Annotated in this window: 16 protein-coding genes and 2 pseudogenes; 9 read left to right on the top strand and 9 right to left on the bottom strand. The window is 55.4% G+C overall.

The window, feature by feature from the left end:
* Window positions 1-333: 333 nt before the first annotated feature.
* The 5 genes from C8024_RS19960 to C8024_RS04220 all read left to right on the top strand — a co-directional run bounded on the left by C8024_RS19960 (window position 334) and on the right by C8024_RS04220 (window position 4,451).
* Entirely contained in the window at window positions 334-969 is a 636-nt protein-coding gene (locus C8024_RS19960; protein ID WP_254305543.1) for an AAA family ATPase, read from the top strand.
* The gene (locus C8024_RS19955) at window positions 966-1,928 is read left to right on the top strand and encodes an ATP-dependent endonuclease (RefSeq protein ID WP_217271982.1); all 963 of its coding nucleotides are present in this window, start codon (window positions 966-968) and stop codon (window positions 1,926-1,928) included. The genes C8024_RS19960 and C8024_RS19955 overlap by 4 nt, the downstream gene beginning before the upstream one ends.
* Window positions 1,929-2,551: 623 nt before the next feature.
* The gene (locus C8024_RS04230; protein WP_367947142.1) at window positions 2,552-2,986 is read left to right on the top strand and encodes a hypothetical protein; all 435 of its coding nucleotides are present in this window, start codon (window positions 2,552-2,554) and stop codon (window positions 2,984-2,986) included.
* Window positions 2,987-3,201: 215 nt separating this feature from the next.
* Window positions 3,202-3,486, top strand: coding sequence for a hypothetical protein (locus C8024_RS04225; protein ID WP_173203074.1), 285 nt, complete (start codon window positions 3,202-3,204; stop codon window positions 3,484-3,486).
* Window positions 3,465-4,451, top strand: a complete 987-nt coding sequence (locus C8024_RS04220; protein ID WP_173203071.1) for an adenylate/guanylate cyclase domain-containing protein — start codon at window positions 3,465-3,467, stop codon at window positions 4,449-4,451. The genes C8024_RS04225 and C8024_RS04220 overlap by 22 nt, the downstream gene beginning before the upstream one ends.
* A gap of 36 nt (window positions 4,452-4,487) precedes the next feature.
* Here C8024_RS04220 and C8024_RS04215 read toward each other — a convergent pair whose 3' ends face one another.
* The 3 genes from C8024_RS04215 to C8024_RS04205 are packed head-to-tail and all read right to left on the bottom strand — an operon-like array spanning window position 4,488 to window position 6,041.
* A complete protein-coding gene (locus C8024_RS04215; RefSeq protein WP_100094245.1) occupies window positions 4,488-4,763 on the bottom strand; it encodes a metal-sensitive transcriptional regulator in 276 nt (91 codons plus the stop codon).
* Between the two features lie 13 nt (window positions 4,764-4,776).
* Window positions 4,777-5,532, bottom strand: a complete 756-nt coding sequence (locus C8024_RS04210; protein ID WP_217271981.1) for a MauE/DoxX family redox-associated membrane protein — start codon at window positions 5,530-5,532, stop codon at window positions 4,777-4,779.
* Entirely contained in the window at window positions 5,529-6,041 is a 513-nt protein-coding gene (locus C8024_RS04205; RefSeq protein ID WP_173203069.1) for a DUF305 domain-containing protein, read from the bottom strand. Before C8024_RS04205 ends, C8024_RS04210 begins: the two co-directional genes overlap by 4 nt.
* 172 nt (window positions 6,042-6,213) lie before the next feature.
* Between C8024_RS04205 and C8024_RS04200 the strand changes: the two genes are divergently transcribed.
* The 3 genes from C8024_RS04200 to C8024_RS04190 all read left to right on the top strand — a co-directional run bounded on the left by C8024_RS04200 (window position 6,214) and on the right by C8024_RS04190 (window position 10,430).
* Entirely contained in the window at window positions 6,214-8,031 is a 1,818-nt protein-coding gene (locus C8024_RS04200; protein WP_173203067.1) for a copper resistance system multicopper oxidase, read from the top strand.
* Window positions 8,031-8,963, top strand: a complete 933-nt coding sequence (locus C8024_RS04195) for a copper resistance protein B (protein WP_173203065.1) — start codon at window positions 8,031-8,033, stop codon at window positions 8,961-8,963. The genes C8024_RS04200 and C8024_RS04195 overlap by 1 nt, the downstream gene beginning before the upstream one ends.
* A 108-nt stretch (window positions 8,964-9,071) precedes the next feature.
* Window positions 9,072-10,430 carry a rhodanese-like domain-containing protein gene (locus tag C8024_RS04190; protein WP_173203063.1) on the top strand — a complete coding sequence of 453 codons (1,359 nt, stop codon included), beginning with the start codon at window positions 9,072-9,074 and terminating at the stop codon, window positions 10,428-10,430.
* 50 nt (window positions 10,431-10,480) lie between these two features.
* Here the strand turns inward: C8024_RS04190 and C8024_RS20875 are convergent, their stop codons facing one another.
* The 3 genes and pseudogenes from C8024_RS20875 to C8024_RS04175 all read right to left on the bottom strand — a co-directional run bounded on the left by C8024_RS20875 (window position 10,481) and on the right by C8024_RS04175 (window position 11,589).
* Window positions 10,481-10,618, bottom strand: coding sequence for a hypothetical protein (locus C8024_RS20875; protein ID WP_254305541.1), 138 nt, complete (start codon window positions 10,616-10,618; stop codon window positions 10,481-10,483).
* A gap of 54 nt (window positions 10,619-10,672) precedes the next feature.
* A pseudogene (locus C8024_RS04180) lies at window positions 10,673-10,890 on the bottom strand (BLUF domain-containing protein); the annotation flags it as partial.
* A gap of 369 nt (window positions 10,891-11,259) precedes the next feature.
* A complete protein-coding gene (locus tag C8024_RS04175; RefSeq protein ID WP_173203059.1) occupies window positions 11,260-11,589 on the bottom strand; it encodes a UrcA family protein in 330 nt (109 codons plus the stop codon).
* Window positions 11,590-11,895: 306 nt separating this feature from the next.
* Here C8024_RS04175 and C8024_RS04170 point away from each other — a divergent pair, with 306 nt between their 5' ends.
* Window positions 11,896-12,807 carry a LysR substrate-binding domain-containing protein gene (locus C8024_RS04170; protein WP_100094237.1) on the top strand — a complete coding sequence of 304 codons (912 nt, stop codon included), beginning with the start codon at window positions 11,896-11,898 and terminating at the stop codon, window positions 12,805-12,807.
* A 62-nt stretch (window positions 12,808-12,869) separates the two neighbouring features.
* Here the strand turns inward: C8024_RS04170 and C8024_RS04165 are convergent, their stop codons facing one another.
* The 3 genes and pseudogenes from C8024_RS04165 to C8024_RS22880 all read right to left on the bottom strand — a co-directional run.
* Window positions 12,870-13,277: a PaaI family thioesterase gene (locus tag C8024_RS04165; RefSeq protein ID WP_173203057.1), complete on the bottom strand. Its 408-nt coding sequence runs from the start codon at window positions 13,275-13,277 to the stop codon at window positions 12,870-12,872.
* 148 nt (window positions 13,278-13,425) lie between these two features.
* A complete protein-coding gene (locus tag C8024_RS22885) occupies window positions 13,426-14,208 on the bottom strand; it encodes an AMP-binding protein (RefSeq protein ID WP_367947141.1) in 783 nt (260 codons plus the stop codon).
* 98 nt (window positions 14,209-14,306) lie between these two features.
* A pseudogene (locus tag C8024_RS22880) lies at window positions 14,307-14,978 on the bottom strand (AMP-binding protein); the annotation flags it as partial.
* Window positions 14,979-15,088: the final 110 nt, after the last annotated feature.

Below are 15,088 nucleotides of genomic sequence, written 5' to 3'. Positions count from 1 at the left end.
AGGATGCGATGGCCACGCGACACCTACTAGCGCACCACAATGAAACTTTACACAAACACACCCATTTGTTTTCCGCGACCTTTGCCCCGAAGCCTGAGTTTTCCGGTCTTTTCTCTCTGCCACCATGGCGGGGAGTGTGACCTTTCAAACGCGGCGGACAATCGAGTGCGATCGTTTCTGTTGGGCGAACGCTATCGCCGACATCTTTTCCAGATTTTCAAAGAGCCAAGACGAGGATAAGCGATGGGGCCCAGTGTAGGAAAGAAGCAATTGTTTCAATCGTCTAACAAATAGTTATACTTATCGGATTCATATAATTACTGGGATTGCCCAATGTCCATAGAACGCGTGATTGTGAAGAACTACAGAACTCTCAAAGACGTCGATATCGAGCTTAACCCAGACCTAAACATAATCGTTGGAGACAATGAGGCCGGAAAATCGACTCTACTTGAGGCTATTAATCTTGCATTGAATTGCCAACTAAACCGGCGCCCAGCGCTATACGAACTTCATCCATTTTTATTTAACGTCCAGACGGTTGCTCGTTTCATTGCGGGCTTAAAAAATGGAGAGAACCTTGCACCACCTAAAGTACTAATAGAGCTTTTTTTGACCGATGACGATGGGTTAGCCCCTCTGAAAGGAACAAATAACTCTCTTGGCAAAAATGCTTGTGGGATATCACTTTCGATTGAGCTAGATTTCGAAAACTTCGCTGACGAGTATAAAGAATACATTGAAGATCGTGATAACTTGAATTCCATACCGGTAGAATATTATCATATCGTTTGGGACACGTTTGCCGGCAACCCCATTCGCGCTCAAGGAAAACCAATAAGCTGCACACTAATTGACCCCAGCGCAATCACAAATAATTATGGGGCTCATAAGTATGTCATGGAAATTGTCCGTGACTATTTGGATAAAAACAGAGAGTCGATTTGGCTCTTTCATATCGAAAAATGAAAGATCTCTTTCTTCAGGAGGAGAATGTCGCAGCGGTTAATAAAGCTCTGCAAGGTAAGACCGGTGAAGTGTCTCGGAAAACGCTATCTGTTTCGATGGACACTACTACACGCGCGAGTTGGGAAACCGGGGTAATTCCACATCTGGACGACATCCCACTAACACTAGTTGGCAAAGGGGAGCAAAATTCCATTAAAATAAAGTTGGCTGTCGAAGCTGAAAAAAGTTGTCAAATTGTCTTGATGGAGGAACCCGAAAACCATCTCACTCACATTAATCTCAACAAGCTAATCTCTCACCTACAATCGGGCTTATCCGACAAACAGGCAATCCTCACCACTCATTCGAGTTTCGTACTAAATAAACTCGGCGTCGAAAAGGTAGTCATGTTCGATGGTAAATTGGGCGTTTCGATCAACGATTTACCTGATTCTACAGAACGGTTTTTTCGCAAAGCCCCAGGACATGACACCCTTCGAATGATCCTCGCACCCAAGTCAATTTTAGTAGAAGGTCCATCGGATGAGCTCGTTGTGCAAAGAGCGATCTTAGATAAATTTGGAGCTACCGCTTTGGAAAGCGGTATCGAGGTTATCTCAGTACGTTCACTGGCTTTCAAACGATTTTTGGACATTGCCAGCTTACTTGACCTCAAAGTTGCTGTAGTGACAGATAATGACAGCAACCATGAAAAAGTCATTGAGAAGTATAGAGAGTACTCAAGCAAAGCCAATATCAAGATATGCTCAAGCGATGATGACAGCTTGCCAACTCTTGAACCACATTTGTTGGCTATCAATGGCCGTGAAAAGCTCAATAGGATATTCGAAAAAACTTTCGATAACGACCGAGCACTACTTAACTTCATGGAAAACAATAAGTCGGAATGTGCGTTAAATTTTCTAGACACAGACGATCAAGTCTTCATTCCGGATTACATACGAGATGCCCTTGAATAAGATCGTTGTAGCCTCCGCTGGGTCAGGTAAGACAAGCCGTATTGTGGACGAGGTTTTTTATACACCGGACGCGAGGTGCTCGGTAGTTACCTATACAAATAATAGTCGATGCGAGATTACCAACAAAGCAATAACAAAATTTGGGTATGTTCCAAGCAATCTCTCAGTTGATACTTGGTATGCATTTTTACTCAAAAATTTTGTCAGGCCGTATCAGAGATGTCTTCATCAAAGGAAGATCACTCGTCTTCATTTTTGAATGGTCGGTCCGCGAGATATATTCCCGAGACGGATATTTCACGTCATTACTTTGATAGCAAAGGCCAAATCTATCTTGATAAAGTGAGTAAGTTTGCCTGCGCGATTATTAAAAAACTGACCTTGCTCCTCTTGCGAGATTTGAAAGGATATTTGATCGACTGTACATAGATGAAAGCCAAGACCTCGCTGGCTACGATCTTGATTTAGTTGAATATTTATTCAAGTCGAATGTAGAAATAACATTAGTCGGCGATCATAGACAAGCAACATTTTCGACCAACAACGCTGGAAAATACAATAAATTTCGAGGAACAAAGATAATCGACAAATTTATTGGCTGGAAAAATCAAAATCTGTGCAATTTGGAATACCAGAACATAAGTCATCGATGTGTCCAAGAAATTTGTGATTTTGCCGATCTTTTGAACCCCGATCTGCCGCAAACCAAGTCGTTGAACAAGAACGTAACCGAGCATGATGGTGTATTCTTAGTCCGCATTTCTGATGTAGATAGATATTATAAGAAGTATGCCCCAAAAACTCTACGTTATGATCGTAAGCAAGAGAACATATTGGGCAGTCCAATAAATTTTGGAGAAGCAAAAGGCATGACCTTTTCTCGATCTCTAATTTATCCGCATGGGCCTCTGCAAAAATATCTCGCTACTAAAAAGCTATCTGATGCGAAGAAAGGCATCGCTAAAATATACGTTGCCGTAACGCGCGCACGCCAAAGCACGTGTTTTGTTGTACCTGATAACTTTGAATCAGATTTTGTTCCTTTTTGGGCTCCGTGAACGCACATCCACTACAACATATCCTGCACCACCGCTTTGGCGTCGGGGCTCGGCGCTATTTGACCATACTGAATTTTCCGCCCGCCACAACATTTCATCCAAAAAACCTCTAGTTAATAGTCGCACCCTACAACCCTGTGATAGAAGGGCCGGATTACCGCATTCGCGCCGCACGGTTTTCCGGCCAGCGACCGTTTCATCCGGGGGGATATATAATGGCATTTATCAATCATTTTGCCGAGGCCGATGACGAGCGGACATATGTGCAGGACGAGCGCGCGTCGCGGCTCAAGGCGACGCGGGCGATCATCATTCTCGGGCCGCTGATCTTCCTCGGCTTCTTCATGCTGACCCCAGTTTTCTCGTCCAACGAGGCCTTTGCAACCTTCAATATCACCACGGTGGCGATTGTCGGCTTTTTGCGCTGGCGATATTTGCCACGACCAACCGCCATTATATCGAATGGCGCTGGCTCGACATGCTGCCGTTCATTGCCATGACCATCGCCGCGGCTGTGCTGATGGCGGTATTGTTGCGCACCACCGCCGCCAATGATCTGGATATCACCAAGATTTCCGTGGTCTTCTTCGGCCTGATCTATTTCATCGCCAGCGTCGCCTTTGTCGCCAATGTGAAGCTGTTCCTGGTCTGGGCGATCGGCACGCTGGGCGTGTTCGTTGTCTATATGGACATCCATGGTATCGACGTCGACGAAATGTATCATACGATCGTCAACATCAGTTTCTTCCTGCTGTTTGCGATCTTCACCAACTGGGAAGCCGACCGCCGGGCGCGGGCTATGTATGTGGCGCGGCAGGAGCTCAACCGGGAACGCAAGAAGACCGAGAAGCTGCTCTACAATGTCCTGCCGCAAGCGGTGGCCAAGCGGCTGCGCGCTGGCGAAGTGGTGGCGGATTCCTTCTCCGATATCTCGGTGGTGTTCATCGATATTGTCGGTTTCTCGAAACTGTCCAAACAGCTGTCGCCGGGCCATCTGGTCGAGCAGCTGAACGGCTTTTTCCTGATCGCCGACCAATGCGCCAGCCGCTATGGTATCGAGAAAGTGAAAACCATTGGCGATTGCTATCTCGCGGTATCGGGCGGCACCGCGTCGACCGGGCCCGGCGCGAAGGACGCGGTCAGCTTCGCCAAGGATGTGATCGCGGAAATGCAGAGCCGCGCCAAGGAAAGCGGGATCGATATCCAGCTGCGGGTCGGCATCCATAGCGGCCCTGTGGTCGGCGGCGTCGTCGGCACCAGCCGGCTGGCCTATGATTATTGGGGCGACACGATGAATATCGCCAGCCGGATCGAGGGCGCGGCCGAGCCGAACGGCATCGCCGTGTCCGCCGCCACTTATTATCAATGTACCGGCGCGCATGAATTTGATCCGCCCGAGACCATCGCGCTGAAAGGCGTCGGGGATACCGTAATCTACCGGACCAAGCCCGCTCTAGCGGATTGATCCGACAAGCCGGCGTGGCGCGTCCTGGCCCGGCTGCTAGCGCTTCATCTTCTCGAACAGGTCGACCAGCTCGTCGAATTTCTCGCGCTGTTCTTCGGGGTCGCCGGTGGCAATCGCCTCGCTGACGCAGCAGGCGGCGTGGTCCTTGAGGATCTGGCTCTCGACCTTGGCGAGAGCCGATTTCACCGCCTGCATCTGGTGAAGGATATCCATGCAATAGCGGTCTTCCTCGACCATTTTCGCGATACCGCGGACCTGCCCCTCGATGCGCTTCAGCCGGTTGAGTTTCGCGCTGATATTGTCTTTTGTCATGCTTCCGTCCTTATCACGCGGCGAACAGCTTGTAACTCATCCACAGCGCCATGCCGACCATGAAAATATTCTCGGTCAGCGAGATGAAGCCGAGCGGCACATTGCTGTCGCCGCCGACGCAGGCACATTTGAGCTCGCGCTTCTGGATATAGACGGCGTAGAAGACCGAGACCGCGCCGATCGTACCGATGAACAAGGCCACCGGGATCGCCAGCCACATCGCGACGCCGGCAATCATCAGCACGCCGGCCAGCCCCTCGCCGAGCGGGTAGAGATAGGAATAGCGGACCCAGCGCTTGGCGAGCAGATCATAGTTGAGGAACATGGTCGAGAAGCTCTCGATATCGCGCAGCTTCAGATAGGCGAGACCGCACATCGAAAAAGCGACGAACCATTCGGCGGTCAATATCGAGAACCAGGCACCGGTGGCGACAAAGGCGGCGCCGAGCGCCATCAGGAAGGTCATCGTGAACAGCGCTATGACCGGCTGGTAGCTGGTATCGCTGCGCTCGTCCTTCGGCTTATCCTTGCCAAGAGCTACCCGCAGTTCGTCATAGCCGCCGATCCGCTTCCCATCGATGAAGGTCTGCGGCGTCGTTTCCACATCATGCTCCGCCTTGAACGCATCGGTCTCCGCCCGCGTGGTCAGATGATGATCCTCGACCGTGAAGCCCTGCCGCTCCAGCAGGTCTTTCGATTTCAGCCCGTAGGGACAGATATGTTGCTCCATCACCATGCGGTAGAGTTTTGCGGATTTGATATTGCTCATAGTTCACCTTCAAAATCCGGGACGGGCCGTGCGGTGGCATCGGCTTCGGTCACGGCCTTTCCGTTGGCCCGGATATCCTCGATCAGCCATTGCATCTCCCTGATCTCGCGGCGCTGGGCCTTGATGATATTGTCGGCCAGATCCCGCACGCGCTGGTCCTCGATATGGGCGCGCTCGCTGGTCAATATGGCGATGCTATGATGGGGGATCATGGCTTTCTGCCAGGCCAGATCGGAGATCGTGTCCTGCGACCGGACCAGATAGAGCGAGCCGGCGAACAGCAGGGCAGCCCCGCCGAGGATCAGCGCGTTCTTCCGTCTGTCGTCATACATGCCCAGCATGAACAGCAGCATGACGATGGCCATGGCCCCGCCCATATAGAGCGCCATCCAGGTCCGCGTTTCACTGAACTGGACATGGTCGAGCGCGTAGGTGTTGAGATACATCAGGCCGAACATCACCAGCGTCGAGGTGGCGATCATCACGATAAATCTTGTATATTTTGACATCGTCGGTGCGTTCCTTTCCTTCTTGCAAAAGCGGTTGTTACAATGACGCACGAGCCGAAGGGTCGTTCCGGGAAACCTGAAACCTGCCTCGTCGCGCGGGCCGTTCTTGCCCGGCATCGAACCGCAGCATCGACGCTTGTAATATACCTATGGGGGGTATATAGTTTCTGACATGATAAAAAGCAATCTCTCCCTTTCCCGCCGCCGGATGATCGGCAGTCTGGCCGCCTTGAGCGGTGCCGCCGCCCTGCCCATGCCCGCCTGGTCCATGGGCCAGATGGGCGGCCCGGTGCGCAAGGGCATCCACGAGCTTTCCGGTGCGAAGATCGACCTGCATATTGCCGATGGCCGCTTTGCCACCGGTGACCGGTCCGGCCATGCGATTGCGGTCAACGGCACGGTGCCGGGGCCGCTGATCCGGCTGAAGGAGGGCGAGCAGACAATCCTCTCGGTGCACAATATGCTCGATGTCGACAGCTCGGTGCACTGGCACGGGCTGCTGCTGCCGTTCCAGTTTGACGGTGTGCCGGGGATCAGCTTTCCCGGCATCAGGCCCGGCGCGCGCTTTGATGTGCCGCTGACCCCGCGCCAGTCGGGCACTTACTGGTGGCACAGCCATAGCGGACTGCAGGAACAGGTCGGTCATTATGGCCCGATCATCATCGATCCCGCCGGCCCCGATCCGGTGCAATATGACCGCGAGCATATCATATTGCTGAGCGAATTCACGCCGATGCACCCGCATGCGATCATGGAGAAGCTGAAGGTCGGCGAGGGCTATTTCAGCATGCAGAAGACCAGCGCCACAGACGACTATCCGCTGAGCGCGGAACAGCGGCGGATGTGGGGCCGGATGCGGATGATGCCGACCGATATCGCCGATGTGTCTGCGCCGACCTATAGCTATCTGATCAATGGCCACGGGCCGGAGGACGGGTTGGAGCTTCCCTATAGCCCGGGCGAGCGGGTCCGTCTGCGGATCATCAACGGCAGCGCGATGACCTTCTTCAATGTGCGTTTGCCGGGTCTGCCGATGACGGTGGTCCAGGCGGACGGCCAGAATGTGCAACCGGTCGCGGTGGACGAGCTGCAGATTGGTGTGGCCGAGACTTATGATGTGCTTGTCACGCCGAGCGCAGCCGGTGCTTTTGCGATTGCCGCCGAGAGCATGGACCGGAGCGGTATGGCGCAGGCGGTGCTGACCTCGCAGCCCGGACGCAAGGCCACTTTCCCAGCCCTGCGCGATCCGCCTTTGCTGTCGATGGTCGATATGGGTCATGGAGGAATGGCTCATGATGGTGGCAGCGACGATGCACCGATGGATCACAGCAAGATGGATCATGCGGCCATGGGTCATGCAATGCCGGATGCCGCGCCTGCCGACGCGCATAGTGGCCATGACATGGCAGCCATGGATATGAGCGGCGGCATGGATATGCGGGACACGGCGCTGCTCCCTGCGAGCGTCAAAGTCGGCCCCGGCATCGACATGGTGGCAATGAACCCGCAGGACCGCACCGGCTATCCCGGCCTTGGTCTCGATGCTGTGCCGCACCGGGTGCTCAACTACCGCCTGCTGAAGTCGCTCGCGATGGATCATCACAAGCGCGCGCCGGACCGCGAGATGGAATTGCATCTCACCGGTAATATGGAGCGCTATATGTGGAGCTTCGACGGCAGGAAGTTCAGCGCGGTCGGCGATGATCCGATCCGCTTCAGCCATGACGAGCGGGTGCGGGTGAAGCTGGTCAACGACACGATGATGGCGCATCCGATCCATTTGCACGGCATGTTCTTCGAACTGGTCAACGGACAGGGCCATCACCAGCCGAAAAAGCACACGGTGATCGTCCAGCCGGGCAGTAGCGCGACGTTCGATGTGACCACCGACGAGCCGGGCGACTGGGCCTTCCACTGCCATCTGCTCTACCATATGCACGCCGGGATGATGCAGACGGTCAGCGTTGCCTTTCCGGAAGGAGCGGCGTGATGCGGCTATTTTCAGCAAGCCTGGCGGCAATGATCATGGCCACGCCGGCACTCGCGCAGGATCATGGCCAGATGGATCATGGCCAGATGGATCATGGCGCGCACCAGATGCCCGCTGCCCCGGACGAAACACCAGAGGTCGATCACTCTCAAATGGACCATGGCGCTATGGGCCACGGTCCGCCAGCCGCCCCGCAAGCACCGTCCCCGAACAACCTGACCGGCCCGCCCAATGCGGCGGATGCGATCTGGGGTGCAGCTGCGATGCGTCCGGCCCGTGAGGCGCTCTATCAGGAGCATGGCAATATGCAGCTCTTCTGGTTTCAGGGCGACCGGCTGGAATATCGCGCACGCGCAGGTGAGGACGGTTATCTCTGGGACGTGCAGGGCTATTATGGCGGCGACATCAACAAATTCTGGTTCAAGAGCGAAGGCGAAGGCAGTTTTGGCGAACCGCCGGAAAGCGCCGAAGTGCAGGCTTTATACAGCCGCGCCATCGCGCCCTTCTTTGATCTGCAGGCCGGTGTCCGGCAGGACCTGACAGGGCCCGACCGCACCCATGCGGTGATCGGCGTCCAGGGCCTGATGCCCTATATGTTCGAAGTCGATGCCGCGGCATTTCTCTCCAGCAACGGCGACCTCACCGCGCGCATCGAGGCGGAATATGACCAGCGGATCAGCCAGCGCCTGATCCTGCAGCCGCGCGCCGAGCTGAACCTGTCAGCTCAGGAGATTCCCGAACTGGAAATCGGCTCCGGTATCGACAATATCGAACTCGGCCTTCGGCTCCGCTACGAGATTGCCCGCGAATTTGCGCCTTATGTCGGGATCGAACAGGAATGGAAACTGGGCGGCAGCCGCGATTTTGCGCGGCTGGCCGGTGAGGATTCAAGTGTCACCAATTATGTGATTGGCGTGCGTTTCTGGTTTTGATCGGCTGGCGGAGCAGATGGTCGGGTCGCACGAGCATCGCTACCGGCCCCATTTTCGGCGGAACCCGAGGCCGGTTTCCGTGTAATTTGATCGACGCGAGGAAAAATCATGTTGCTGAAGAAAATCAAGACACCAGGTCTCTCCCATCTTTCCTATCTGGTCGGCTCCAGCGGCAAGGCCGCCGTGATCGATCCGCGACGGGACTGCGATATCTATCTCGAGACCGCGCGGGCCGAAGGCCTTGAAATCACCCATATCTTCGAGACCCATCGCAACGAGGATCTGGTCTCCGGCGCGCCGATCTTGGCAAGCATGACAGGCACCACAGTATATCATGGTCCCAATCCGGCGGGTGACGTTGTTTATGCGAAGACCGCCCGTGAAGGCGACCGTTTCGCCATCGGGCAGTTAGCGATCGAGATCATCGAAACGCCTGGCCATACGGATGATCATATCGCCTTCGCGCTTTATGACTCGGAATATCCGGACGGCGCGGTCGGCGTGTTCACCGGAGACGCGCTGTTCGTGGGCGATGTCGGCCGCACCGATTTCTATCCGGACCGCAAACGGGAAGTCGCCGGGCTTTTGTTCGATTCCCTGCAGAAAATTCTGGCGCTCGGCGATCAGGCGATGATCTATCCCGCCCATGGGGCCGGATCGGTTTGCGGATCGGGCATGGCGGAACGGGAATTTTCGACGGTCGGCCATGAACGCAAGAACAACCCCCGGCTGCAAATCGGTGACCGCGACGCATTTATCGAGGCCAAGATCAGCGAAAACCACTATCAGCCACCCTATTTCCGGTTGATGGAGCGGCTCAATCTGGAAGGCGGCGATCCGGCTCCGCGGGTGCCAAGGCCGAAAAACCTGACCTTGTCGGAACTGGACGGTTGTAGCGCTACCCATTGGGTCGATGTGCGCGATCCGATGGCTTATGCCTCGGGTCATTTCCCCGGATCGATGAGCCTGCCGGTTGGCATGATATCGGCTTTTGCCGGATGGTATATCGGCGAGGAAGACAGCATTTTGCTGATCGGTTCGGACGAAAGCCAGCTTGCCAGTGCAACGGAGCATCTCGTCCGGATCGCGCTCGACAATATCGTTGGCGGCTATAGTGGCGTGGTCCCGGCGGCGGCGGCAGGAAAGAGCATTGAGCAAATCCCGATGATAGAGACGGAGGCTGTCAGGAAGCGGCTGCAAGAGCATCGCGGCGACTGGACCCTGCTCGACGTCCGCGATGCGGATGAACGGAGCGAAGTCGCGATCGACGGATCACAACATATCTATGTCGGCGAATTGAACGAGCGGTGGAAAGAACTCGACAAGGCGCATCACTATACGTTGATGTGCGCCAGCGGCATGCGCGCAACCGTGGCGGCTGGCTGGCTGGCCAGTCGCGGATTTCAGAATCTCGACATCTATCTCGGGTCCATGGGTGCATGGAAGGCCGCCGAGGAAGAGAATTAGAAAATCTTGTCCGCGGTCAGGCGGGATAGCGGCCGTAATCCGCCCGGCGATTATTGCGCTGGCGTCCCGAAAGACTGGAAGCTTTCGAAATGCTTCCTCGTCTCCGGTGCAATCTCCGCAGCGGACAGAATTTCGTCGAGCTGGGCCTTGCCATGGTGACGGTCCTGGCCGACCATGATTCCCGCCATGCGCCAATCGGGAAATTCCCGGTGCTTGATCTCACGGCGATCGAAGAAGACCAGGCCATCATGCCGCCGGTCGGCCTCGATCAGCCTGATGCACTCGCCGACGCTTTTCTTGGACCTTCGAGAGTTTGCATGAAATTCAGCCCGTTGAAAGTAAGCAGCCCGGTCAGCCCCAAGGTCTCGTTCCGTTTGCTCGCTTCTTCCAAAATGGCCTGGAAATCGGCGTCGGTGAGGCCGGCGCGCGCGGTGCTGATATAGCTGATCGATGAAATCATCTCATTTGACATAGCAGCACTCGACCCCCTGCTTTTACGAATCTGGCAAATGTAAATGCACGCTATCGGCATTCGAGTCCGGTGGCTATATGCAAAATCGAGACAGTATCAAGGACTATATCGGCCCGAAAATGATTGTATGGCTGGCCCCCACCACCTTTGGATGCAATGCAGACGCCTGCAGGAAAGGGCCATTTATCGGAGCGGACGAGGAAGCCGTCGGTCATGATCATGGTCTTCGCCCGGCCCCTGTTGGCGGGACAAATTGAAACCCTCAGCACCATTCAGGCCCTCTCCGCCAGAAGCGGAAAGGGCCTGTTTGACTATATATCGGTGCGCCAGGACGATATGTCAGGCGCGTGGTAGATATCAGGGACGGGCGTCAGCCAGTTCCGTGCCTGCATGTGCGCTGACACCGCTCATCTCAACGCTGTCGATGGCCGTCATCCACTGTGTTTTGATGGCATCGCTGCACTTGCTCAGACTGTGACGGGGGATCAAAACCGAGTAGTTTCCGCTGCGGCAATAAGAGCGCGCTTCTCTTTCCAGGCGCATCATCATCCGTTCGCGGCTGCTTTCGCTCTGCAGTTCTTGCGCAACAAATTGGAATGATGCTTTTTCCTCTGCGGCTACCGCAGGAGTGGTAGCGATCGCCGATACGGCGAGGGCAAATAGGGCTGTTCTTTTGACGGTGTTCATAATGTAATTCCCTTCTGAATTTGTGCGTTGCAACATTCTCGATTCGGACAAAAAGCACCATCGCAGCTTGCGCACGACCCGTTGCAATCTTTGCAAAACCTAGTTTTATCATTCATTTTCAGAACATTGCGACGGTTTCGCGAGATCAAGAAAAAGCACAGAAAAAGCTTTTCTCAAAAATGGTGCATTGCAGCATAAAATCAGCTAGTGTCACGACACAGCGCGTATCTGATCCTGACTCACCCTTTGCAGGGACAAGGTTCCTGATGACGGATCATGCTGTCGTAATGAGTATCAGGAGTAAAAATGCGCAGGCTTCCCCCAACCGGTGCCCTTGAAGCTTTTCTGGCCACAGCACGAAGCGGCACGCTACGCGCAGCCGCGGCTGATCTGAATCTGTCCCCATCGGCGTTGAGCCGGCGCATCCAGAATTTGGAAACCTATGTCGGCCAGCCTCTTTTCGAGCGGCGACACCATGAATTCCAGCTCACCCCGACCGGGAAGCGCCTGCTGATCGGCACCGAGCCTGTGTTCGAGAAGCTCGGGCTGCTTCTGGAAGAATTGCGTGAGGAAAAACAATATAAGATCACCGTGGGCGTTCCCCCGTCCTTTGCAACAGCCTGGCTGATGCCGCGTATACAGCAATTCAGGGAAAAACATCCCGAAGTCGAACTGACCCTGGACAGTTCCGGTTCGCCGATGGCGAAACTGGGCATGAGTCTTGATGCCATCATCCTGTTCGCCAACAAGAATGACCATCAGATCGAAATGCACGAACTGCGTCCGCAGCGCGCCTTTGCGATCACCGCACCAAGTCTGGTTGACACGCGAACCGGGCTGAAGCGTGCCTTGAAAGAGCAGCCGCTTCTGATCCACCGCGCCTTACCGGAAATATTGCCCAACTGGCTGAAGGCTGTCGGTTTGGACGCGCTGCCTTCCAGCAAGATCGAATATTATGACAATGGTCCATTACTGGTTTCGGCAGCACAACACGGCTTGGGAATGGCGCTGGTGCTCGAAGATATGGTCAATTTCAAATCCGGAACATCCGGACTGGTTCGCCCCTTTGGCGAAAGCGCCGAGACTCCTTACAGCTATTTTCTTGCGGTCAAAAATGCGTCCGGCAGCAGACGTGCGATCCGCTGGTTCAGCCAGTGGCTTCTCAACGAGGTCGCGAGCGATCCGCGAAACCTGATGCAGTCGTCAGAATTCGCCTGATCCACGGCGCCTCCCTCAATACCGAGATTGCCCTGCCGTCAATGGGATATCTCCAATATGGCTCAGCCGGCGGGCGCGCGGGATATTTTGCTGACCGTGCTGGCTGTTGCGGTCAAAACATCATCCTCGTTGTAAACATGGCCTTCCATGAAAATGATCTTATAGCCTTGCTTGATCGCCCAGCCTTCAACGCGCAATTTTCCGGCTCGCGTGGGTTCCAGATAAGTGGTTTTAATCTCCAGCGATGAAAGACCGACAACATTCTGATCATGGAGAAAAATCGCATGGCTCATGGCCGCATCGAGCATCGCGGTGACAAAGCCGCCCTGTACGATATCGACAGAATGGCAATAGTCTTTCCCGATATCAAATTCGAAAGTGCAGGCGCATTTATCGCTGTTGAAATCTACCAGCTTCCCGCCGAGCAGGCGAATAAATTCCGGGCTCGTCCGGTTCCGCTCTTCAATCATTTTTCTTTATCGATCATTAAAATATCTCGCGTCCGTCGCTCTTCGCGACGCTCCAATTCTCGTTTCAAATTTCAACATGGCGTCGCACAGCCAGCCACGATCACTTCTGCTGCGGGCACGGTCGGATCGGCTGATTACGCGTTGCGGTTCAGTTCACGCCGCGATCATTGCCTTCCCAGTAAGGCGCGCGCAGTTCGCGGCGGAGGATCTTGCCGCTGGCGTTTCTCGGCAGTTCCGGGATCACGTCGACCGTTTTCGGCACCTTGAACCCGGCAATCCGTTCCCGTGCCCAGGCGATGACGCTGTCGGTATCGACTTCGCCGGCGTCAGGCTTGGGCGAGACCACGGCTTTCACCGCTTCGCCCCATTTGGCGTCGGGGATGCCAATCACCGCGACTTCGTTGACCTGCGGATGGCCGAAGATCGCATTTTCGACTTCCGCCGGATAGACATTCTCGCCACCGGAAATGATCATGTCCTTGACCCGGTCCTTGATGTAGAAATAGCCGTCCTCGTCCATCACCGCCGCGTCGCCGGTGTAGAGCCAGCCGTCGGCGTCGACCGTCTCTGCGGTCTTCTCCGGATTGTTGAAATAATGCAGCATGTTGAGGCCGGAACGTGTGGCAATTTCTCCGATCGTGCCGGGCGGGACTTCCTGCCTTTTTTCGTCGACGATTTTCATCTCGACGCTGGGCAGTGGGACCCCGATGCCGCGCATCCGCTCATTGCCGTCGGGATCATGGTCGCCGGGTGGCAGGATGCAGACGGTGCCGGTGGTCTCGGTCATTCCATATTGCTGGCAGAACAAAGCCTGCGGCATGGTCTGGATACACTGGCGCAGCAATTCCAGCGGGATCGGCGCGGCGCCATAGGTGACCGAGCGGACGCAGGAGAAATCCGTATCTTTCGCGCGCGGCCAGTTGACCAGCATCTGCAGTGCGGTCGGCACGAGGAAAACTGGTTCAGCCCCTTGTCGATACAATCGAGGACATGGTCGGGATGGAATTCGGGAATCACCATCATCGTCGCGCCATTGTAAAAGGCAATCGGGCCGATGCCGGACCCGGCGATATGCGCGCAGGGCATGACCGCCAGCGTGCTGTCACCGGGCTTCAGGTCGATCCAGGCATGGTCGGGATGATCCTCGACCAAAGGCCGCAACTTGAACAGATTGTCGCTGGTCAGCACCGCGCCCTTGGGATTGCCGGTGGTACCGGATGTGTAGAGCTGCAGCACGCCTTCCGCCGGATCGCACTCGGGCAAGTCGCCGGGCGTCGTGCCGGCGACAAAGTCTGCGAGGTTCGGCAGGTCTGTGCCGGACTTGGTGCAGAGGATGGTCTTCGTATCGGGCGCTTCTTTCGCGGCATTTTTCGCGACCCCGGCAAATTCCGGCTCGCAGATCAGCAGTGGTGCGCCGGTGTCTTTCAACACATAGGCGACTTCCGGCGCGGCGAGACGCCAGCCGATCGGCGCGATGACCATGCCGGCGCGGCTGGCGGCGGCGAACAGGGTGAAATAGAGACCGCTATTCTTGCCCAGCCAGCATATCCGGTCGCCTCTGGAAAGACCCGCACCGGTAAAGGCCTGTGCATATTCGGTGACCCGCCGGTCGAGTTCGGCATAGCTGACTTGACCGTCCGGATCGTCAATCGCGATATTGTCCGGAGTTTTCGCAGCCCAATGGGCGATGGAAGACCCCATGCAGCGTCGTGTCTCAGTCATTTGCCCGCTCCTTGTTACTTTACGCCTCTGTTAATCGCGCGATTAAGCCATGGCAAGGGGAACGGCGATTAGCCCCTCCTTTTCAAAGG

It is taken from the genome of Sphingopyxis sp. BSNA05 (assembly GCF_013265645.1).
Taxonomy (GTDB): domain Bacteria; phylum Pseudomonadota; class Alphaproteobacteria; order Sphingomonadales; family Sphingomonadaceae; genus Parasphingorhabdus.
Note: the sequence above shows the minus strand (reverse complement) of the source record. Positions and strands in the feature narration are given on the sequence as shown.